The sequence below is a fragment of the Galbibacter sp. BG1 genome, from assembly GCF_013391805.1.
Lineage (GTDB): Bacteria > Bacteroidota > Bacteroidia > Flavobacteriales > Flavobacteriaceae > Galbibacter.
In genome coordinates this window covers 2,427,228-2,449,944 of sequence record NZ_CP058364.1, presented here as the reverse complement: position 1 = coordinate 2,449,944, position 22,717 = coordinate 2,427,228, and the positions used below count along the sequence as shown (strand labels likewise).

The window sequence follows — 22,717 nt, the reverse complement described above, 5'->3', positions numbered from 1 at the left end:
TTCAGTTCCTTGCTGCCCTGGTATTGATAACTGCCTGCATTTTACGGAAGGATATCAGCTCTTCGTACCTTCTGACCTTCCCTTCGATCTCGGCCACCATTTCCCGGGAGTCCTCTTCCTGCTGCTGCAACAACCGTAATCGGTCGGAATCTCCCATTTTTAAAAGGTCACTGGACAGGATCTGTTCCACATACGCCAAACTTTCCACGGCGTTGACCATTATGGCATCAAAAGAGGCCGATATCCGATCCACTTCTTCCGCCTTGATATAGGGGGAGTCCAGCACCCTCCTTAGATCGTTTCGCACCATATTGAAAAGCCTTTCGTTATTGGCCGTCAGTTCCCGTAGGGCCTTCAGCTGTCGGATCACGGAATTCACCTTTTCCAGATTGTCCTTCTGTTGCTTTAGGAACTTGACCGTCTGTACCATCTGCGAGGTCTGTTTACCGGATTCGATCAGCTGTTTGGCCAAGCTGATAAAGTTGGTATTGTCATAGACCGGCATGCCTTGGCACAAAGCCTGTGTGGGCATACAGGATATGGCCATCAACAATAGCCACAGACAACCGTTTTTTCTGTACATAAAAATAGTTCTCATCATTTCTGTTTTAAATGTTGTTTCACAAAGGCCTTGATGGCTTTTTCCATACAGCCCAGTTCTTTATGGAGCTGCATAATGAGGGCGTTCTCTGTCCCATCGGTCAGGTAGGCGGCATAGGCCTCCGGGGGGACCTCCAATCGGAAAACATTGCTTTCCTTCCCGATCTTTAGGAAGATCTCCGTATATTTCTGTTTTCCACTGAAGCTGTTCTGTAGGGAGCGCAACTGGTTCACATCATGCGCAGAAAGTTTCAGGCGCTTTGCCAGATCGTCATATCCCTTTTGGTTTCGCAGGCTGTAGATCACCTGGGTGTTCTCCAAAATACTGGCGGCGGTGCCATTGTCGGGAAGCTGGTTGATCGATTGTAAAATGATCCCGATCGCCCCGTTCTGTTTCCGGATGGCCTGGTAATAGAATTCCACACTTTCCAGTACATTGTTGAATTTGAGCTGTTTGGCAAATTCATCGAATAAAATAACCCCACGTTCCGAACGGTTGCTCCAAATGGTGCGCTGGACAGCGGTCTTAATGAGCTTGAGCATTACGGACAGTACCTCCTTGTTGTCCCGGACTTCGTCCAGTTCAAAGATGATCAGCCGCTTGTCCTCAATTTTAAAACTGCCGTCCCCACCACTGTTGAACAAAAAGCCATAGAGCCCACCCTCGACATATTCAGAAAGGATGTGAAGGAAAACATAGGGACTGAAATCTTCCTCCAACAGTCCCAGCACTTCCAGGATCCGATCCTTCCTTTCCGCCACAAATTTGTACAGGGAGGTCAGGGAATGCCCGGAACGTACCTTTGAATAATAATGGAGGAGAACTTTTTTCAGGGCCACTTCCTTTCTCTTGGATGGAGGCTCGTCCCCGTGCATCAGTTCCCTTAAAAAGACCATCAGGTCTTCCAAACGCTCTGGGGTAAGGTCTGCTTCCCCTTGGATATAGAAGGGGTTGATGCCCAGGTTTTTCCCTTCTTCATACCGGAGCACAACGTGATCCTGCGGATAAAGGGTGGCAAACTTCGTATAGGAACCGCCAAGGTCTATGATGACCAGGCGCACCCCTTCCTCAAAGTATTGCCTTAGTATGTTGTTGGCCAAAAAGGACTTCCCTTCCCCTGTCGGGGCAAAAATGGCAAAATTCCTGGCCTTGATCCTTTTCTTATCGGTATCCCATACGTCCTTTTTAACGGGGATGTTGAACTGTCGGTCGTTAAAAAGCACACCTTCCGCATCGGAATGGTAATTGGTGACATTGGGCCATAGGCAAAGGGCATGTTTAAGGTCGGTCACATAGCAATCCTCCCCGGAAAGGTTAGGGGCATGTGCAAAAAATGAATTCAGGTAATAATGTTTGCGGTTTTCCCCTTTGGGGATGTAAGGGGTGATGTCCAACTCCTTGCAGACCGCCTTTATTTTGGAACAGGCCATTTGTAAGGACTGTGGATCCCGGTCCCATACCAACACATTGAAATGCCCCCTTACCATACGTAACCCCTCATCGGAATTGAGGTTGTCCAACACCTGTTGTACCTTTTTGAGCACTACGGCATTTTGGGAACCAAAACGTATGCTCTTTTTGAGTTCCTCCACCCGCTTATCAAGGATTTTTCGCCAGCGGTGCCGGTCATCCATAAAAACAATATGGTTCACCATATGGTCTGCCGACAGGTCCAGCCCGAGACCGTCCACGAATCCCTGGTGGAAGGTAAAAGAGTCAGAGGTAAAACGGGGGTTGACCTTACTGGTCTGTACCGTTCCACCAAAACACTTTTCATTGGTTATGGCCAAAAGTTCCAACCACCCCTCCCCCGCACGGATGCCGTTCCTATCCAATACCAGATCGGTATCCACTTCGGTCTGGAAGCCGTTGAAATAACTTTGCCCCAGCTGAAGGATGGCCGTACCGTCCAAGGCTTCCAATCGGATACGCCCACTGTTATTGATAAAGGCCACCGAATCATGAACCGCTTCCCTGAACCCCGATACCTGATGGTCCAGTTTTCGGTAAATGGCCTTTTCTTGCTTTCGGAAGGGATTGACCATACGTCCGGGATTGTGGGATAAGGGCAGGACAAAAAATAAATAGCTTTGGTGCGCCAAATGGGAGCGTCCTTGGAAATAATCCCTGGTTGCCTTCTGTAAAAAAAAGGTACTTGGCATGCATGCCGTATCATAGGACGCCTGCCGGTACCAATCCTGTTTGTGGACAACGGTCCCGGTGGGAAGCGATTTCAGCCCTTGGAACCACATCCCGTGCAGGGCTTCAAAATCCGTTTCCGACAATGAATAGATCTCTGGCAATCCCACCTTATAGCAACAGGCGACATTGCCATTGGAGGCAAAGACCACATTCTCCTGAATGTCCAAGATGGGATGGTGTGCATTAAGGTTCATAGGCCAAAAAATTCAGTTTCTTGTTACTAATGGTTTTGGGAAACCGGCTCCGGATAGAAAAAACGAACAAATGACTGCGCAGTAAGGCAGCGTACAATGTCCCGTTAAAGGCAAGGGCAGCCAGTAGCACCCCTAGGCCAAAGGAAAAGATAATGACCAATAAAGAGGCCAGTACACTGAGCATCATGACGGCAAACATGGAAATGGAAAGCCCCATGATGACCGCCCTTTGGCGGATGTGCCGATAGACCGCAAAACTTTTCATTACACCACAATGCCTATCAGGTACGTAAAGATCCCCACCACTGCCCCTGCGATCAGCACAAAGACAAGTACCCGGGTAATGCCCCGCTTAAGGTCGGCATTCTCACCGAAAAAGTGTCCCGCATTGAAAAGGAAGCCCACCAAAAAAATGACCCCCAGTATGATCGGAAAAATGGCACGGATGGTATTGGAAATATCGTTCACGGAATCTTCAATCCCGCCAATTTGCGCAAATAGTGCCTTGGAGAACCCAAAGGACACCGTTAAAAACAATAGTAATTTTCTCATCATCAAAACTTTTAAATTCTACGTTTGGTCTGTAATGGAAAACTACATCATACATCAATATAAAGTACTTATATTCAGTAATTTGAGGATAAAATATAGGATGTATTTGATTGGGTTGAAAAAATTTTAAATGGCCCCAAAATAAATTACGGACTGAAAACCGTATGTTGATAAGTAGCATTGGGAAGACATCAAAAATCCTTAAAAAAAGCAAATTCGGGAAAACCCAAATGATTTTTTATGCAGTCGACCTATAAAAGTTTGAAGAAATATAAAAATGATTAGGGAGAAGGAAAATCTATTTTTAAATGCGCACACAACTTCCTTACACGCATCCTCCATTGGATACTGGCAACTTGCCACGATGCTGCGTTATCCATGGTCACTATATTATCATGTGTATGCATTATTTTGTCTTTTGCCACCCTATACTTTTTGTCAAATCGAAGCAACAACAAAGGATTTTCTATCGCTGTCTCTTCTTTATCCAAATCAAAAATAGAACGGTCTTCTTCTTTATTGAAACGAATATGTTTGTTCAGCAATTCTTCATAAAGATCGTTTAAGGGAATATCATTGGTGATGTAATAAAGATCGTAGATATCCTTTTTGGCCGGTCGGCTTGAAGCACTCAAAAGTTTAAAAAGGCCTATGTCCCTTATATCATACAACCGTATTCCATTAACCTCTTCAAACTGATATACCGCCTTCATGTTTTGGATAATATCCACCTTTATGATCATGGCATCGTTTTGCACAAAAAACCTCAAAAAAGTGAATTGATCATTAATATCTGTCGGGTCTACAAAATTGAAGACCTTGTCCCCATAGAAAGCCCTAGCTTCTTCACGGATGGACCGAAAACCGCTATAACCCATTATATCCGTACAAAATAAATCAATATCTATGGATTCCCTGTGATTAAAGCGCAACGCAAGGTTGGTACCCCCAGCCAATGCAAAAGAAGATAAGCTGTTAAAACTTTGTAATTCCTTGATAGTTTGAAAAAGTCTCGGACTTACCGAATTCATAGGGAGTAACGTAAAAAAGGTTTTGAATGATAACGTTTGGCGACCAATCTACAAACTTCATTGCTGATATGTTCCTTTGTATTTTTCAAAACTGAAAGTATTTCCTTTTTTGGGTAAAAATGTTCCAATTTTAAAATGTCCGATTCAAAACTTTCCTTTGTGGTAGCAAATAAAGCCCTGGGGATAATAATAGTCTTATCCTCTTTAATAGAGAGCCTACTAGGATCCATGTCCCAAAACAAATGCTTGGGAAAATTTTCAGCTATATTTACTCGCTTTTTCATATCTTACAAAGATACTGATTTTTTAAATATTTGACTGAGATCCATCTATTATTTCCCCCTTTTATCCCCACTGCCCCTGCCAAAAGCGACGATATTGAACATTTCCCGCATTCGGCTCCACATCCGGTTTCCATAACGGCCATCGAGATTATCCTTTGGAAGAATTAAAATTCACCAAACCTTACAATCCTAATTTCAAATGTTACTGGAAAATATTAATTACCGTTCCCCACTATTTTAGAATTTTGTTTTTTTAAGTAATGAAAATAAAAACACGTGTTTAAGACCCCAAAGATATGGGACCTATCCCATTGACTATCCCAAAATCACTTCAAAAACAGAATGTATATTGGCGTTTACACTTAGTGCCACATTTAATGAAATTCCACGATTATTTAAAAAAGAAACGTAAAAATAGATTACATTTAATCCATTGGAATAGGTTCTTAAACACAAATCAAAAAACTGATAATAAGCTATTTATGAAAGAATCGTTGGATAAGTTCGGGCAACTTATCGTTAAGAATATGCGGGATAAGCAACTAGATCATCTTTACGGCTTACTGGAAGGAAAATGGCGGGCCAAGGAAACAAAGTCCCTTCAAGGGAAGCTTTCAAATTTCAATGAAGATGAGCGTAAAACATTGTTGCTCTTAGTAGACAACATTCTGACGCACACTATGCATGATTTGCTTTTTGTTATTCAATCAAATAACGATATGGGTGATGGACTGAAAGTTCTGATGGATGGGGAAAATGTTGCCGAAATTTCGGATGGACTGCAGGGTGAGATATTTGGTGATGAAGGCTGGATTAAAAAATTCAGCAAATACAAACCGAAAACTGATAATGATCCCACAATTCAATCCAAAGGTTTCCTAACAGGATTTTTTCGTAAAAAAAGCGGCTGATTCATCAGCTAAGGAAAAACATGTTTTCCAGCAAGCGCAAAAATTTGCGGTAATTCCAATCTGTATCCTTTTCACTATATCGGTTTAGGGACAATACCGACCTGAGGACGGTTACAGTATCAATTTTTATCCAATGTATTTTTACGCGATATGGATTTGGATGTAGATCCGGACAGCTATAATTTTGACGACGATTTTGAAATGGACAGAATGGATAAGTTTTACCTGCATCTTCAAAATATAGTTATAGATTTATTCAGTAAGAGCCGGGATAAAGCCGCTGGAAACAAAAGGAAGCACAAAGAATTCATCAGTATTCACAATTCGGAAAAGACATTTGACCTGTCCAGAAAAAGATGGATCAAATGTTGAAGTCGATAATATGGTTTTACTTCCTTTTGTCCCCACTGCCAATATCAAAAGCGACAATATTGAACATTTCCCGCATTCGGCTCCGTACCCGGTTTCCATAGCGCCCCTCGATCTCATCGGAATCCAGGTTGGTCGTGACATGGGTCTTGAGCTGCTGCCCTATAAACAGGTCGTACCTGGAAAGTAGTATCTCCCCCATCACATTACAGTCCTTTCCGTAGTGTTTCCCATCCTGTTCGATCCCAAGGTCATCAAAGCAGTAGTACCCTGAATCCCCAAAACCCTCAATGGTTCTGCAGCCTATATGGTTGTATCCAAAAGCAATGTTCCTACAGGGGATCACCTCATAGGGCTTTAGGTGTGGCGTAATATGGCGCATGAGCTTCATCAAACTGGTTTTTCCGCATCCAATCGGTCCCGTAAGCATAATCCCCTTATGGATATCCAATCCGTACTTCTTGCAGACCTCCAGGTCCCTTACGAAGTAATTCACCAATTTGTAGATCAACTCCCGATCCCCTTTATAGAGCCTAAAATGGTCCCCAAAGGATTTTTTGCCCTTTGCATCCAGATACATCCAAATCCTGTCAAAATCATAAAACACCGTGTTTCCCTCTAATTTCCCAATCTGGTAATTCAGACCGCCTTCCTTGATGATATGTGGATAATAGGCTCTCATAGGGGCTTGGAATAATCTTTTTCGTTCTCAATGTGCAGGTAATTTTCCCGTCCTTTTCGACCCTCCCCGGCCATCCATTTCAAGGCCAGCCCTTGCCAGTCCTTGATTTTTTTTTCATCCGCAGTACACCAACCCAATCGCTCGTAGTAATTAAAGAACTTTAGGGCCTGCTTTTCATTGCCGCCATTTCCTTTAAAAAAAAGAACCAATGAATTTTTATTTTTTGGCCTCCGGCGTTTATAATGTTTATTATGTTTCTTTATGTTTATGTTAGGTACCACCTCATGTCCAGTGCTAAGTTCATTTTTGGGACTCTGTAGGTTCACCGGTTGTACAGTTGAAGTACAAAAATTGTACATCTGAATCCTACTTCCCTTATAACGGGTTTTGGAAGGGGTATATTTTAAATAGTGCCACCGATCGAGCTCCTTTAAATTGCGGTGGTAAGTGGTCGGGGAACCGATCTTGGCCACCTCCATGACTTCATTGCGGCTCACAAAAAATTCCTCCGGGAAGCGAAAAACGTTCCAAAGGTGAAAATAGGCCAGATAAAGGCTGATATGGGATGGGTTCATCCGTTTATCAGCCCTTACATATTCCATAAAACGGTTTAGGTGCTTTATGTAGTTCATATCCCCCTGATCAAAACCGGTTATCGATACGGTTCTTCTCCAGGATGCCATGGATTTCCTGGGAATCGTAGTACAGGACCCCTCCGATCTTGGTATAGGGGATGGTCCCATTGATCCTTAGGTTCTGTAAGGTCCCCGGGGAAATGCTCAACAGTTCCATGACCTCGGCGGAGCGGATCCATTTTTTTTGCTGGAACCTGCCTTCTTGGTTCAAGGCCTCTTTGATCTCATCGAGCAGTTCCATTTTAAATTCCCGGAGATCATCTGTTGTAACGATTGTTGTTCCCATGTGTTTTTGTTTTAAAACAAAGCCGCCATGTTGCTTACTTTTAAATGACGGCTTTGCGGTGATTTGACTTTCGTTGTACAAAATTGAAGTGCTTTGGGTTCAAAACTTCACAAGGCGTTCGTAATTACGAATCAATTTTAACATTTTAAATTTTAAAGTGTTTTGGAAAGTTTTATCCTGTCCTTGTTTAGTCAAGGATATGAAATGAGTGCAAATTTTACGGTAAATCGCAGAACCCTACTAACTCGTAACCTTATCGTAGTTACGAATACTTTTCTTACAAATTTTTATGATCAATATTTTAAAAATCATCATCATTTTCCATCTTCTCATTAAAGCGCTCGGCCAGCTCTTCAAGAAAACGGGACCTTCTGCCTTTTCTAGCTTTAATTTCAAAATAAGTTTTATAAAGATTGTCTAGCTTAATATCAAATAGCATTTCAAAATTTGCAGCTATGGATTTTATGTCGTCATGACCATTATTAATCGCTTTTGTGGCATATAGGGCATAGATAAGTTCCGTGAGTGCGGCCTTGGAAGAAGTCCAATGGAGCGGTTTGGCAAAATGGCCCTGTGGATGCCGCTTTTTACCCTGCAACTCAATTTCTTTGATCAAGTTTTTTATATAGGTACTGAAATGGTTCATCCCTTTTATTCTTGCCCACAGCATATCTTTGGAAGTAAAAAATTTAGGATCCAGGTAACAGGCCTCGGGAAGGGCATAAACTGGAAATTCTTGGTTTTCCCGGGTAAAATACTGCTTGTCCAGATAGTTTAGTTCTTGCTCCATATAATGGACAAAATCCCAATTACGGTTAAAAAACTTATTGATGCGACGGATTTTCTTTTTAAGGAAAGACAATTGGTTGTTGACACCTATTTTGGGCATTAAAAGCTCGCAAGAACGTACTTCACTGAAATAGACGAGATAGCTGAGCGGTTCGGCCTTTACTTTCTTGAAGAAATATATCTCCTCTTCGATATGCCCAAATCCATGCTTCTCAACGATCCCTTTTAGAAGATAGAGCGTGTTGTTGCACAAATGGATCCCTTCATTTGACTTTTTAAGGGAAATCCTTTTTTCCGACTGTATACCAGCCAACATCTGATTGAACTTATCGATTACATGTCTGTATTTTCCATTCATCCGGTTTTAGCTTAAAATACCAAGGGGAATAGGAAAGCTTTCACTTAATTCAGGGCAATGACTCTAAAGGTATTCGGTGGAATTTATTTTTTGGTCTCCATCATTTCCATAAGCTCCATGGAAAAGTTATCCTTTGCTTGTATATAAGCACTTTTTCCTATGATATCCGCGCCAATTTTTCGCTTTTCAAAACCTGCAGTCAATCCAAAATCAATGGCCTTACAGCCTAGCTCACCTGCCCTCTTGACAGTCTGAAAAAGTAATTGGCGGTACACTTGGTGATCATAGGCGTACTTGTAATCCATCCCCACAAAGGCGGGAACATAGGTGTTGCCCTGATTTTTATAACAGAACATAACCCCCACCACAGCTTCATTTGTATTGTCCAAAAAAGTCCGTTTCAGGGTTAGCACAATAAATTCCCAATGGGAACTATCGGACATATACTGTAACATATCTTTAGGGAAACCAAATGTATTCAACCCCAAATTATTCTTTCTAACGTTTTCAAAAAGTCCATGGAATATATCTATTTGTTCTGGTAAGGCCTTATCTGAAACTTCGATTTTAAAATGGGGTTCAAATGGTGCTATATCCTTTTTAAAATGCCTTCTCGATTTTGAGGATAAGCTGCTCAGGTAGCCATCTACCCCTTCCCATTTAAGGTTATGGATTATACCGGCTTCCGGCATCGAAACCTTAAAAAATCCATGGTTGTGAAAAAACTCGTTCAGGACTTCCATGGTATCGAAATCCCTGAACACAATCATTGAAGGATCCAAGGTATCATCCAATTTTTCGATTTCATGAAACAACCTATGCATTGCATTTTGCCACGATGGATGATAATTATCCAGGTAAAGGTGAGCGCCCTCGGTAAAAAGTGAACCCATACTCAGTACATATGAAGTCATATAATAGGGGTTATCCAGTCTAATTCGTTCTATTTCTTTTGAAACTGAAGCAGGTGCCAGCATATCCTCTTTCCAAAGTGCGTAGGTAAAATAAGTGGCCAATACCGGTTTTCCCAGTTGGTCCCGGATGATGAAATAATAGAATTCCCAGTTTTCCTCGGCCTTTTGATTTTTAGAAAATGTTTTTTCAAGAAACTCAAGCCCATCCCAGTCAAAAACCCCACGATCCCCAAATAGGGCATTCCATTCTTCTTTCCCGATAGCAGTAATGCTACGTTCCATTTGGATATTTAGTCCGTCCGATTTATCCTCAATGTTTGTTTTTAAAGCTTTTTTAGGCAAGTTGAATGCTTTTCTAACCCTATCATTAGTGGTAAAGGTGGCCTCCAGTGCTTTGGGATAATGATAGACCATAGCTTCCACCAATGCCTTTATCTCTTCTTTTTGGTTATGTCTTGAAACCGTAATCCTGACCCCCGTATTTTTAATGGGAACTGCCGGGAATATACCAAGATTGACAAAAAAACCCTCTTTCATCAATCGGTTGACAAAATTGTATCCCGTTATGGGCATGCCCGTCCCAATATAAAAAACAGGGGAATTGTTTCTTTTGATCAGGGGTAGATCGGTCTTGGAAAGTTCGGAATTGAAAAAGTTGATACGTTCTAAAAGCTCCTGTTGGAGGGAGTAAATTTCTGGAGAGAGGTGGATATCCGCAGAAGCAATGGCCGCCGCTACCGATGCCGGTTCCAATTGGGCGGAAAAGGTGAGCGGCCCCCCGAAGGTTTTAATTTTACGGTACATTTTTTTATTGGAGCATACCAATACAGAGCCACTGGCCCCAAAAGTTTTACTGAGTGTCCCAAATAAAAGCACGTGCTCCGGCAAATCCTGAAGTTTGTCCATAATAAAGCCCGTGCCGTTTTTCCCTGTCCAACTCATCCCATGTACATCATCAAAATATAGGTGCAATTGGGGATACTTATTACTGAGTTCCAAGAGCTCCAGTACCGGTGCTTCATCGCCATACATGGAATAGAGGCCATCTGCCATGTACCATATTCTTTTGTGCTTTGTTGAAAGCTTTTTGATCTTATTTTCCAACATATCCAAATGGTTGTGGCGTATCATTTCAATGTGGACACTGCGGGTTTTTAAGGTTTTTGCAGCACTTTGTACGCTCCAATGCACTTGATGGTCTAGTATAATGGCATCACGGTCGTCCACAGCACTTGGAATGACCCCAATATGTCCCAAGCTACTGTTTTTTGTAATAATCACGGGATGACCGTACATTTCAGTGACCTTTTCTTCCAAACTGCGGTAGAGGGGATGAGATATATACGTCTTGGATAATGGGAACTGGGTACCGTACCTATAAATAGCTTCCACGGCCGCTTTCTTAAGCCGCTCGTCCTGTTCCAAACCAAGGTAGCCAGTAGTCCCGAAATGGAACAATAACTTTTTCTTGATACTTATTTTTCTTCCTGTAAATACGTCCCCATCCGCATATAAATGAAGTACCCCTTGTTTCGCTGCATCGGTGAATACTTCATCCACAGTATCCAAAAAATTGTTACGTTTAATTTTAGCCATTTTAAAACATATTTTATGATTTTGACGAGTATGTTATACAAAAGTGTATTAATATTCAATGCTTTAAACTAATTAAAATTGATGACTCTATATAGTTGATTACTGCCATCCTATTGAAATAATCCCTTACAGACCAATAAAAATCCTTAATAGATTAATAATACATTGTATCTATTGGTTAAAAAGACTATTTAAAAAATAATCACTAATTTGAAGGGTTTAAACTAGTACCAGTCAAAATGAATGTTGAAAATAATTTTGCATCTTTTTGGATTCAAAACGGCATCCTCCACTTTACGTATAAAAAGGATGTGACGATTGATCTCACTGCAGCCATGCAAATCGTGACCGATAGGTTACAGTTGCAGAAAGGAAAATTCTATCCAATTTTATGTGATACCAGGGGTGTTAAAAGTATCGACATGAATGCACGTCGATATCTGGCTAGGGAAGGCACCGTATTTATAAAGGCTGTTGCATTTGTACAGGACAATCCATTATCCCGTATCTTCTCTGAAATATATGTACAAGGGAACAGACCCCCTATACCTACCAAAATCTGTGACGATACCAAAGTGGCCCTAAGATTTCTTAATGAGTATGTTTCATCATAATTAGAATGTTCCAAACTCAAGTAAGGACCAAACAATTCCCAAAACTTTGGGTGAGGTTTGAGAATGGGTCTTAAAAAGATAAAAGACTATTCTTACCAATTATCAATTAAAAATTCTTAGTACATGTATACCAACAATAATAACAACCGTTTAGAAAAAATATACCTTCAACTTTTGGAACTATCCAAAGGTAATTTTTCGACCTTAATCGAACGAACTGAACATAAGGACGATCTGGAAGCACTTGCCGCATTGGTTAATATGGCTACAGAAGAAATTAAAGATTCATTCTTACATGAAGGCTATGTAAATTTCCATGATTCATATGTGCTCAACACCCAAATCCTTATGGTCCTGAATGAAGACTTTTGTATTGAGGAAACCAATGAAAGTGGTTATTTGCTTTTAGGTTTTGGTTACAAAAACTTAATCGGAAAACCATTCGAGCACTTTATTAGTGATGAATCCAAAGAAAAATGGGACTTGGTAAAAAAAGCCATTACGTCATCCTCCACTACTGAAGAATCTTTGCAACTTTCTTTCCTGACGAAACAGGGCCTAGAACTCCCTGCTTTTTGTAGGGTTATTCATTTTATAGAGGACACCATTCTTAAAGGAAAAACCATTGTCACTAGCTTTGATATGGTGCAGACGCAAAAATATATTGAAGAAAAGACGCAAAGGAAGATACAAAGTCGGTTATACTTTCCAAAAAAACAGAAAAGAAAACAGAGTGTCCTTCAACTGAACGATATAGAAATAATAAGGGCCGTAAGCGAACATATCAAAAATCACTTAGACCAGGATTTACCGTCACTTAAAGAAATGGCGCATCAATTTGGGACCAATGAATACAAACTAAAAAAAGGCTTTAAGGAATTGAATGGCATGACCGTTTTCCAGTTTCTTAAAGAAGAACGTCTTAAAAAAGCACATGTTATCGTTGAACATTCCAATAAGTCTTTTAAGGAAATTGCAAAAATGGTAGGATTTAAAAATTCCACACATTTTTCCAGGGAGTTCAATATCAGGTTCGGTTATCGTCCTAGAGCACTAAGGAGCCTTAAAGCTTAATTGCAAGGATAAACCCCTTAAATAATTAATCCCTTACAGATCAGACATTATCCCAGAGAGATCATTCTGCTTCATTAATTTTATACCATTCAAAATCAATTAGGTACAATTGACATGAAATGGTATCAAAAACATACAAGTTTAATTACTGAAATTATCGGTTACCTCTTTATGCTCCTTTTCGTTTTTGCAGCGGCAACAAAACTAATTGAAAGAGATAGTTTTTTTAACAACCTGAACAATTCACCAATAATATACCATCAAACGATGGCCACTATAGTGAGTTGGATAATACCTATACTGGAGATTGCAGTAGCTATGTTGATTGCTTGGCCCAAAACACGAAAAAAAGGACTTTACGGGGCCCTCATCCTCATGATATTTTTCACCTTTTACTCCGCAGGAATTGTATTTTTCAGTCCCTATACCTCTTGTTCCTGTGGCGGCATAATTACCCTATTAAATTGGCCACAACATTTGATGCTTAATATAGTGCTTATCCTACTGGCCTTAACCGGAATAAAGCTATACAGGAAAAAGAAACCGCAATTACCCTATTCTAAGGCGGAATAATCAAACGCCCCATAATAAGCTATTTTTTTATACCCCGGTTCCTACTCAACTATTTGACAATATTCACCTGAACCCTTTTTAGGTGCCACAATATTTTGTTGCAACAAAAGCAGGGAAGAATAAGCCGAAAACCTGACCCTTAGAAGTAGGCATTTTATTAACAATTAAAACCATTGTAATCATGAAAAATTTAAAATTAATGTTACCGATGTTGGCCTTTATCCTGGCCATTGGAATGTCATTTGCATTTGTCAATATAAGTGATGATCCTTCTACAGATTATATTATCAGAAATGGTGTTTTTGAGCCTTTAAATTTGGAATTGGATTGTGGACCAGGAACCGCACCTTGTGAAGTCCAATTTGAAGGAGAGACTCAAAAGTATCAAGTATATGATGATGACAATATCTCTTCTCCAAAACAAGGGAATGGTAGCCTGATTATACTATAGGGACAATTTAAAAAAGCACTCCAGAGAAACCTCTGGGGTGCTTTTAATGCTTTGTAGGACCCCTAAAATTTTATAGGTTTTCCTTATCCCTCATCACAAATTCAAAAAGGCTTCCATCATTGCAATATTTATTGACAATTCCTACAATATCCTTTATTGTCAATGACTCGATGAACCGCTTCCTCTCTGCAGGGCTTACCCAAGGTTGTTCATGGTAATAATGTTCATAAAGCCTTTTCTGCTCGTTTATCCTATTCTTCATTACGAAATTACGGCTGTCTTCAAATACATGATCTGCCACGGTTCCCGATTTAATTTTAGAGATAATCTGTTTGCACTCCTTCCTCAATAATTCCAATTCTTCATTTGAACAACTTAGGTCAAACCCTATTTCATACCGGCGCATATCCATATTGTATTTCCCAAATCCCGTTATCAAATAAATATTATACCCTTTTGTAAAGCGTAAGTCCCACGCCATGTTCCAAATGATCTTTCCCAAAACATCTATCTTGATTTGCTCCCGCCAATTAGCGGGGTCTGTAGCTTTTGAAATATACTTTAGTGCATAGTTTACATTTTTCATCACATAATATTTTGGGGGCGTAATCTCTTTAAAAACAGGACCTTTAGGCAGTGGATCTAAATCCACTTCCTTTAAAGTATTCGACAATTTTGAAGTATTCGGTAAATTCCCTAAATACTTTTGTACCAATGGGACCATGGAACCATAGGAAAAGTCCCCAGTAATTATAAAGGTAAAATCCTCTGTGCTGCCAAATAACTGCCCATAGGCTTCATAGGCATCCACCATATCGGTCCTGTAGATACTCTCGAACTGTTCGCTCCCCATAAGTCCCTTGGTTAAAGAATTAAATCCCCGGCTTAGGAAACTATCCCCTGTAATATTTCTAATACTATTGGAAAAATCAGCTGAAATAAGTCCATAGTCGTGATTGAGAAAGGCCTTTTTCTCTCCCGATTTCCAATCATTATATGCTACCTTATCCATACGGGGAGCGGTAAAGTATAAATGGATCAACTGGAACATCCCCTCAACATCCTCATGTTCAGCGTTCCCAACAATTCCCGTTTCCATAAACCCGGTATAGGGGTTGACCCGAATACTGGTGTTCGAAAGGAATCGTTTAAGTGCAAACTTATCCATTTTTCCCACCCCAGCGTTCCTAACGATATTCGAGGAATTCAGGGCAGAGGATTGATTTGGCTTGGGGAAAGAAAGGGCACCATTTGGACTAAAGCCATGCAGTTCAACTTTATTGGACGATGCTTTCGAAGTAGGCTTCAAAATAACCCTTACGCCGTTATTCAAAAGCAGTTCCCTCGCACCGGAAATATCGGCTCCCTTATCGGTATAGTTAATTTCTTTAAGGTCTGCCACTTTTTCATCGCCCATCAATACCTTTGGTACATCCGGCAATTTATAATCCTCTACTGGACCTTTGTATGCATCATGGATCCAAAAACGTATTTCGTTTTCCGTTAAGGACAATGCCTTATGTCCAGTGGGGGCCATAATTCCTATATCTTTTGGCATTTCCGATAGGAACTGAAATAGATGATCATTAAAACTTTTCAAGGACAAACCGGATAGCCACTCTTTTAAATTTTCCTGTTTATCCGAAGGGAGTGCTTCATTATATTTAAAATGATTGAATATTTCCTTGTTCCAATATCTTGTTCCATTTTCATAACCCACATTTAGATCCCTTAGGTAATCCCTTTTTACCTCATCCCACTCTTCTTCCAATATGCCATATTCCTGAAGCTGTTTCAATGCCCGGACAGTTTCTTGGAGCGCCTCTTTTTCTCGGGAATAGGTCTTTAGCCTTACTTCAAGTAATGGGGGAAGGCTACTAATACTAAAACGGTCAAAAGCAAGGGCATTAAAAGAGTTGTATTTACTTGTTAGCTCTTCAAGACGCTTGTTTACGATACTGATCAATAATTTCAGTTTTATCAACCTTTTTACCCCTTCCATCGTATGTATTTTTTCCAAAACGGAAGGTGCACGGAAAAACAATTGAAACGTAACACTATTGTCAACCAAAGCCACATTGGCTGTATCCGTTTTTCGCTCAACAATGGCAAATTGTGGTGGGCGCATGTAATAGTCGGCATCGCTATTCGGAACTGTCTTAGGGTCTAACGGTAATTGAATTTTGGAAAATCTATCTTTCAGTCGCCTTTCCATGGCATCAATATCCTTTATGTTGCCCACGACACTTATGGCCATAAGATCGGGACGGTACCAATCGTTGTAAAACTTTTGGAGTTCTTTAGGGCCATAATTTTTATGGTGTTCAAAAAAATTGATATTGGAATTCCTTCCCGGGAACAGCTCTGCCTCTAAACTAGAGGTCGCAAAACTTTCGCTAAGCTGTTCCCCCGATTTAATTAAAAACTCCTCCACTAGTTCCCCCTTAACCTGATCGGTATATTCATCAGTAAACCTTAATCCCGTGGCTATGTCGCTAAACCATAACAATGCTATGTCCAACACCGCTCCATTGTTATGTGGTACCTTAAAAAGGTAATTTGTGGTCTCTCCGCTACTTCCCCTGTAATCGGTGATAGCAATGTTACTATGTTTTAAGGAATCCCTAATTCCAAGTGGGAAGTTTTTGGTGCCCTTAAAAGCCAAGTGCTCGATGGCATGTGCAAAGTTCAATTGGCTTTTATCCTCTTGGTCTGTACCTGCTTTTACGTAGAGATTAAGATAGAGATCGGACAACGGTTCTTCGATGGATTTTATATAGTAGCTAAATCCATTGGGCAATTGCCCATATCGAATGCTGTTATCCAAGGGCAAAGTGGCCGAGTGCACCGGATTTTCTGATTGTGCCGTACAAAGTATACATACATACGATGTCAGTAGTAAGAATATGGTTTTTTTTATAGTGTTCATGTTCATTGTTTTTTATCGAATTAATATCCTGTGTTTTGTTCAAGGTTTGGGTTCTTTTCACGTTCCCCTTCCGGGATAGGGTACAGTATATCTGTATCTTCCCATAATGGGTTTTTAGCTCCAAATACTTCACTTGCCATTTCATTTCGCCTTATATCGTTCCATCGATGTCCCCATTCTGTAAACAGTTCCCTTCTTCTTTCCTTTAAAATGGTATCAAGGAGTGCCTCCTTGTTAATACCGGGATTTGCAGTAGCGATCAGAGGTATTCCCGCCCTACCACGTATAATGTCCACATCTGCAATAGCAGCTGCCAATTTCCCTTGCATGGCCCTTGCTTCGGCACGTATCAAAAACTGTTCTGCCAAACGCAGTACCATGGAATATTCGGTTACCTGCGCAGTGCTGTTCCTGATTTTGTATTTATGGGAAAAATATAGGCCCCTCTCCCCATTGTAGCCGATCCAATTCAAAAGGCGTTTATCCCCTTCCGAAAAACTATCGACCAAATCATCGGATAGTTTAAAACGGGCAGTAATGGACTGTGTATCGTATATAAACATATCGCCTTCATTGGTATTGGTAAAACTGTTGCCCCTTCCCAATGGGGATAGCTGCCAAATCGCTTCCTGGCTATTGGCCAAGAAAACCTGATCGAAATCCTTTAGTATATCGTAGGTTGCTGTTTGCACTATCACCTCACTACTGAGGCTTTCAGCTTCCATCCATTCTTTTTGGTACAAATAGGCCCTGGCCAATAGCGCCTTGGCAACATAGCTGTTGATATAGGTACGTTCCCCATCCATGTAGCTGTCCTCCAATACCTCGGAGGCTTGCTTTAGATCAGCTATTATCTGCTCCTGGATACGATCGATGGGCGTCCTTTCGGCTGTAGCGTTTTTTTGGTAATCGGTGGTCAATATCAATGGTACCTCTCCATATAGATTTACCAGATAGAAATAGGCGAACGCCCGTACAAATTTTGCTTCTCCGTTTAACCGATCGGAAACGATAGCTGTCATATTTTGGGAATTTTCCACTCCTTCCAAAAGTGAATTCGCCATATAAATGATATTATAGGCACTGGACCATAGATCAAGGTTATTTGCATTGGAGGGCAGGATTTCATTTTGTCCGAATTCCAATTCACTTAGATTATTGGTCCCTATAACTTCCAAATTATCGGAGGACAGGCCGCTTAAAACCGTAACACTGGTTCTATCTCCCCTACTGAAGGAAGCCCGGTACAGTTCATTATAGATGCCTTTCATGGCAGCTATGGCAGTTTCGTCATTATTAAATACCGTTTCACTTACTATTTTGGAATTTGGCACATCAACTTCAACAAAATCCTCACAGGAAAACAAACAGCAATAAATAGTGATGGCAACAATCCGTTTTATGTATATTATTGATTTCATATCTTTCTGTTTTTAAAATTTAACTTCCACTCCCAAGCTTATGGTGCGCAGTCCGGCAAATGATGTTCCCAGTCCTGGGGTCTCAGGATCCATCCCGGTATAACCGGTAATGGTAATCAAGTTTTGGCCGGTCAAAAAAAGCTTACAGGTATTTACCCCTACTGTCTCCATTATATCCGCTGGCAAAAGGTATCCGATGGAGAGCGTTTTTAAACGAAGGAAAGAGGCATCTTCATACGGGAACGTGGTATTGATAACATTGGAATTGGCGATGAGTGCTTCTATTTGGGTTGATATCCGTTGGAACTCGCTCCCGTCCTCCAGTGCCTGCAATACTTCTGCACGCTGGTTGCGCATTTGGCCTGCATCGAACAGGGAACCTATTTTCCCTTCCTGTTTTACGAATTCCCATAAAAACTGTACTGAAAAATCCTTAAAATTCAATTGGTTGTTGATACCGCCATAAAACTTTCTATCGACATCCTTGATCACCACCCGGTCCAAATAATCCAACCTATCGTCCCCGTTGATATCGGCAATGCTGTACAGGCCTGTTACTGGATCGATGCCTTCGTACCGATAGAGAAGGTCTATATTTAATGGGTGCCCGACACGGTAGACATTGGCATACGGGGATTGTTCAATATTGGGATAGCTGAGCAATCTGTTCTTGGGAAAAGTAATATTAAAGGAAGTCTGCCATTGAAAATTTCCATTTGAAACATTCAGGGTGGACAGTTCTATCTCCCAACCTTTATTCTCCACGGTAGCGGGCAAATTAGCCTGTACGGATGCAAACCCGGTAGTCCCCGGAAGTGAGAGCCCCACCAATTGGTTGGACGAGCGGTTCCTGTACCAACTTGCCCCAACATTGATCCGATCTTTGAGGAACCCCAGTTCAACGGCCGCCTCCAATTTTTTGTTCACTTCCCAGGAATAATCGGGATTGTACAATTGCGTGGGATATAATCCGCCCGGTCCCCTAGTAGCCTCGTAGGCGTCGAGATACCCATAATCCGGTATCTGGTCATTTCCAGTTGTACCATAGCTGCCCCGAAATTTACCGAAACTTAAAAATGGTAAATGTCTTTTTATAAAAGGTTCTTCGGAGAAGATCCATGCAGTACCGATAGCCCCAAAATTGGCAAAACGGTTACCTGAAGCAAAACGGGAGGAACCATCCCTCCTACCGGTAAGGTTGATATAGTATTTTCGGTCCCAGTTATACCCCAGACGTGCAAAAACAGCGCTATATCTATACTCTGTATCCCGACTGGTACCGTTATCCAAACGCTCGGCCGCCGATAGGTTTCCGATAAGCGACTCGTCTATATATCCTATCGCTTCCATTCCTATGCTATTGGCTGCCCTTTCTTGGAAGGTACCCCCCAAAATGGCCTCAATTCTCCCTTTTCCTATTTGTTTGTTATACACTAACTGCGGTTCTATGATCCAGGATTTCCGTTCGGATTTCAGGTGTAGGGAACGGTGGTCAAGAAAAGTCCACCAGGCAGGATTATAGGAGCGGCGGGGCAATTTCATCAATTCATCGCTATTGTAATAGGTATATCCCATGTTTGTTTTGATGCTTAGGCCGGATAGGACTTCATAGGAGATCCCAAGGTTGGATACTAGGTTATTTATCGTGGTCGTGCTGGTATTAAAATATCCCTGTAATGGATTGCTCAACCGGGCCATACTCCATTCTTCCCAATGTAGGCTACCATCATCGTTAAAAATAGGTGGGGCATTCGGCGGTATCCCAAAGATGCTACTCGATAGATTGACTGCTCCTACCAAATTGTTGGTATCCACACCATAATTCACAGAAAGGTCTATACCCAGTTTTTTATTATCGGAGGTATGGTTCAGGTTCAAGCCCGCAGTTACTTTATTGTAATCGTAGTCACCGGGGTAAATGGAACCTTGCGTATGGTAAGAGCCCCCCAAGCGAAAGGATGTATTTTCATTGCCTCCTGATACTGCCAAATTTACATCGGTAATGGGGGAAGTCCCACCAAAAAAGTAATCCTGCCAATCGGTATACCTATTTTGGTCCCAAAGTTTTAAATCGGGAGCGTTGGATTCATTGGGTTGTATCCCGTCATTTTCAAAGGCTTTCCTTCTAATTTGTAGGTACTGTTCTGTAGTAAGTAAATCTATCCGATTAGGAAGTGTGGCCATTCCAGTATATATACGGGCCTCTATAGCTGTTTTTTCTTGCCGCCCCTTTTTGGTCGTAATTAAAATGATCCCATTGGCCCCTCGGGAACCATAGATGGCCGTGGCATCTGCATCCTTTAATACCTCTATACTTTCAATATTGGATAAATTCAACGTGTTTAAAGGGTCTATTCCGGTACTCCCAAGCAAACTATTACTTTCCACTGGAGCTGAATTCACTGGCACCCCATCGATAATATATAGGGGGTAATTCCCTTCATCACGCAAACTGTTCTGTCCCCTGATGCGTATGGTCGACGCCATCCCAGGCTGGTTTCCCCCGGGAATAACTTCAACGCCCGCCATACGCCCCTGCAATGCCTGTATGGGGCTTAATACGGGTTGCAGCTCTATTTCCTCTGCGGTTACCTTTGCTATATTCCCTGTCCGCTCGCGCTCGGAAACGGTATAGTAGCCGGCATTGACTGTAACCTCCCCGAGATTGGTAATATCCTCTTCCAGAACCACGGTTACTTCCAAGTCATCCCCAAGAGGGATTTCTTTTGTTTTAAAACCGATATAGCTAAAAGTCAGAACATCAGTAGGGCCGGCATCGATGGTAAAAACGCCCTCATTGTTTGTGAAAGTACCGTGGGCGGTGTTCTTTACCCCAACGTTCACCCCCTGGATGGGGATTCCATTGCTATCGGTGACCAGCCCCTTGACCTGATGTTGAAAAATAGCTAAATCAAATTTGAGGAATTTACTGTCTGCATTCCCCATTACGGAATGCACGATTAAAAAAAGGATAGGTAGCACCCAAAATAGTAGGCACCTACTCCTTATTACACATTTTTTTTGCATAATTTTGAATTGTTATTAGTTAGACATCGTTTAATTGATACCAAGGCCTTCCGAAAGTCTCCAACAACTGCGGAAGGTCTTCTTGTTTATATCCATTTCCATTTTTAACAAAATAAAAATAGATTACATTCTAGGGGTATAACATGCTATATACCTCTTAATGCAGGGCATAGGGGAACTAATAAAATTAAATGCTTACTCGTGACACGGCCGGATACCGTGATAATGTGTGGACGTTCATTACGGGAGAAAAAAGAATTTCTAAGTACCGGTCATCATATCATAACAATACAATGCAAGATTTCTGCATACGCAGAAGGTATAACGTCACTCCCGTAACACTGAAAAATATCCTATATTGGACATTTTGGTTTTTTAGGAAAAAGAATGGAATATATGGTAAAGGTCACATTGTACTGCGCCCTTATTAGCTTTCCCCCTATTTCCTTTATATTGTTTTCATATTGGTTTTTCATAAACAAACCATTTCTTACGGCAAAACTTCTTAAAAGATAGTAACAAAAGCTAAGAACAGAAGAGTTACCTAATAAAATTGGGCGCGAAACTCAACTCATTGTTCTCAAGGCACTGGCGGTACCCATACCACGAATAAGAGAGCCCACGCCCGCGGTCGTGAGCAATCTGCTTACTATCTCGTGGTAATTTAAAAACGCCAGTTTTTGAGAACGAGATTCAAAGCAATTGCTTCTAATATTTTTTATTTGAAGAATTGCAAATATATAACAATAGTATGTATCTATTTGAGATACAATGCCAAATATAATATAAATTATCGGAACGGTCAAGCGTACCGATAATTTATTTGTTATGAAGTTAATTGCATATGTGGAAAGTGGACTACAGGAAAATATAAAAATTAGAATTGCAATTAGCTTAAAAATCCTTTTACAAAAGAGTAAGCTACTTACTAAGGATGAAAAAGATTTGGTGGGCAACAGCTACAATACAATTGCTTTAAATGCCGGGATTAGAAAAGCTACGGTTACGGATATTTTTAATGCTAAATCTAGCCCGAACGCAACCACATTGTTTTTGATTATTGAAGCGATGGGGCATAAATTGAATGATTTTTCAAAGATATATGATTCTTTGAGGGATCGCGAAATACAGGATTTTAAAAAGAAGAAAACATCACAAAGCTAAAAATAATGACTGTATAATTATTTGCCATCCAATGTTATTGGTTTTTTAATTTAGAATATA

General features: G+C 41.0%; 20 protein-coding genes. 7 read left to right on the top strand and 13 right to left on the bottom strand.

The window, feature by feature from the left end; translation table 11 throughout:
- Position 1: 1 nt before the first annotated feature.
- The 5 genes from HX109_RS10740 to HX109_RS16410 form a co-directional block, all read right to left on the bottom strand.
- Entirely contained in the window at positions 2-601 is a 600-nt protein-coding gene (locus HX109_RS10740) for a conjugal transfer protein (protein WP_410504015.1), read from the bottom strand.
- Positions 598-2,997 carry a TraG family conjugative transposon ATPase gene (locus tag HX109_RS10735; protein ID WP_178951829.1) on the bottom strand — a complete coding sequence of 800 codons (2,400 nt, stop codon included), beginning with the start codon at positions 2,995-2,997 and terminating at the stop codon, positions 598-600. Before HX109_RS10735 ends, HX109_RS10740 begins: the two co-directional genes overlap by 4 nt.
- Positions 2,998-3,261: 264 nt before the next feature.
- Complete coding sequence (locus tag HX109_RS10730; RefSeq protein ID WP_178951828.1) at positions 3,262-3,549, bottom strand: hypothetical protein; 288 nt, start codon at positions 3,547-3,549, stop codon at positions 3,262-3,264.
- Positions 3,550-3,830: 281 nt separating this feature from the next.
- Complete coding sequence (locus tag HX109_RS10725) at positions 3,831-4,580, bottom strand: nucleotidyl transferase AbiEii/AbiGii toxin family protein (protein WP_178951826.1); 750 nt, start codon at positions 4,578-4,580, stop codon at positions 3,831-3,833.
- Positions 4,577-4,810 carry a hypothetical protein gene (locus HX109_RS16410; protein WP_410504061.1) on the bottom strand — a complete coding sequence of 78 codons (234 nt, stop codon included), beginning with the start codon at positions 4,808-4,810 and terminating at the stop codon, positions 4,577-4,579. Before HX109_RS16410 ends, HX109_RS10725 begins: the two co-directional genes overlap by 4 nt.
- A gap of 536 nt (positions 4,811-5,346) precedes the next feature.
- On the opposite strand from HX109_RS16410, the gene HX109_RS10720 reads away from it, so the two are divergent.
- Together HX109_RS10720 and HX109_RS10715 are read left to right on the top strand one after the other, a co-directional pair.
- Entirely contained in the window at positions 5,347-5,775 is a 429-nt protein-coding gene (locus tag HX109_RS10720; RefSeq protein WP_178951824.1) for a hypothetical protein, read from the top strand.
- A gap of 150 nt (positions 5,776-5,925) precedes the next feature.
- On the top strand, positions 5,926-6,147 hold the full coding sequence (locus HX109_RS10715) for a hypothetical protein (protein WP_178951822.1): 222 nt from the start codon (positions 5,926-5,928) through the stop codon (positions 6,145-6,147).
- 16 nt (positions 6,148-6,163) lie between these two features.
- Here HX109_RS10715 and HX109_RS10710 read toward each other — a convergent pair whose 3' ends face one another.
- The 5 genes from HX109_RS10710 to HX109_RS10690 all read right to left on the bottom strand — a co-directional run bounded on the left by HX109_RS10710 (position 6,164) and on the right by HX109_RS10690 (position 11,404).
- Positions 6,164-6,826 carry an ATPase gene (locus HX109_RS10710; protein WP_178951820.1) on the bottom strand — a complete coding sequence of 221 codons (663 nt, stop codon included), beginning with the start codon at positions 6,824-6,826 and terminating at the stop codon, positions 6,164-6,166.
- Positions 6,823-7,509 carry a hypothetical protein gene (locus tag HX109_RS10705; protein ID WP_178951818.1) on the bottom strand — a complete coding sequence of 229 codons (687 nt, stop codon included), beginning with the start codon at positions 7,507-7,509 and terminating at the stop codon, positions 6,823-6,825. Before HX109_RS10705 ends, HX109_RS10710 begins: the two co-directional genes overlap by 4 nt.
- Complete coding sequence (locus HX109_RS10700) at positions 7,469-7,747, bottom strand: helix-turn-helix domain-containing protein (RefSeq protein WP_178951816.1); 279 nt, start codon at positions 7,745-7,747, stop codon at positions 7,469-7,471. The genes HX109_RS10705 and HX109_RS10700 overlap by 41 nt, the downstream gene beginning before the upstream one ends.
- Positions 7,748-8,048: 301 nt before the next feature.
- Positions 8,049-8,894, bottom strand: a complete 846-nt coding sequence (locus HX109_RS10695; protein WP_178951815.1) for an RteC domain-containing protein — start codon at positions 8,892-8,894, stop codon at positions 8,049-8,051.
- A gap of 83 nt (positions 8,895-8,977) precedes the next feature.
- The gene (locus tag HX109_RS10690) at positions 8,978-11,404 is read right to left on the bottom strand and encodes an aminotransferase class I/II-fold pyridoxal phosphate-dependent enzyme (protein WP_178951813.1); all 2,427 of its coding nucleotides are present in this window, start codon (positions 11,402-11,404) and stop codon (positions 8,978-8,980) included.
- Positions 11,405-11,643: 239 nt separating this feature from the next.
- On the opposite strand from HX109_RS10690, the gene HX109_RS10685 reads away from it, so the two are divergent.
- The 4 genes from HX109_RS10685 to HX109_RS10670 all read left to right on the top strand — a co-directional run bounded on the left by HX109_RS10685 (position 11,644) and on the right by HX109_RS10670 (position 14,116).
- Entirely contained in the window at positions 11,644-12,018 is a 375-nt protein-coding gene (locus HX109_RS10685) for a hypothetical protein (protein WP_178951810.1), read from the top strand.
- Between the two features lie 123 nt (positions 12,019-12,141).
- Entirely contained in the window at positions 12,142-13,092 is a 951-nt protein-coding gene (locus tag HX109_RS10680) for a helix-turn-helix domain-containing protein (protein WP_178951809.1), read from the top strand.
- A gap of 114 nt (positions 13,093-13,206) precedes the next feature.
- Positions 13,207-13,665 (top strand): MauE/DoxX family redox-associated membrane protein, encoded by a 459-nt coding sequence (locus HX109_RS10675; RefSeq protein WP_178951807.1) that lies wholly within the window; start codon positions 13,207-13,209, stop codon positions 13,663-13,665.
- A 181-nt stretch (positions 13,666-13,846) separates the two neighbouring features.
- On the top strand, positions 13,847-14,116 hold the full coding sequence (locus tag HX109_RS10670; RefSeq protein WP_178951806.1) for a DUF6520 family protein: 270 nt from the start codon (positions 13,847-13,849) through the stop codon (positions 14,114-14,116).
- A 70-nt stretch (positions 14,117-14,186) separates the two neighbouring features.
- On the opposite strand, the gene HX109_RS10665 is transcribed toward HX109_RS10670, so the two are convergent.
- Genes HX109_RS10665 through HX109_RS10655 form a run of 3 tightly spaced genes read right to left on the bottom strand, consistent with a single transcriptional unit; the run spans position 14,187 to position 21,412 of the window.
- Positions 14,187-17,045 carry a M16 family metallopeptidase gene (locus HX109_RS10665; protein ID WP_178951804.1) on the bottom strand — a complete coding sequence of 953 codons (2,859 nt, stop codon included), beginning with the start codon at positions 17,043-17,045 and terminating at the stop codon, positions 14,187-14,189.
- A gap of 20 nt (positions 17,046-17,065) precedes the next feature.
- Positions 17,066-18,466 carry a RagB/SusD family nutrient uptake outer membrane protein gene (locus HX109_RS10660; RefSeq protein WP_178951802.1) on the bottom strand — a complete coding sequence of 467 codons (1,401 nt, stop codon included), beginning with the start codon at positions 18,464-18,466 and terminating at the stop codon, positions 17,066-17,068.
- 12 nt (positions 18,467-18,478) lie between these two features.
- A complete protein-coding gene (locus tag HX109_RS10655; protein WP_255462678.1) occupies positions 18,479-21,412 on the bottom strand; it encodes a SusC/RagA family TonB-linked outer membrane protein in 2,934 nt (977 codons plus the stop codon).
- Positions 21,413-22,321: 909 nt separating this feature from the next.
- On the opposite strand from HX109_RS10655, the gene HX109_RS10650 reads away from it, so the two are divergent.
- Positions 22,322-22,657: a helix-turn-helix domain-containing protein gene (locus HX109_RS10650; RefSeq protein WP_178951798.1), complete on the top strand. Its 336-nt coding sequence runs from the start codon at positions 22,322-22,324 to the stop codon at positions 22,655-22,657.
- Positions 22,658-22,717: the final 60 nt, after the last annotated feature.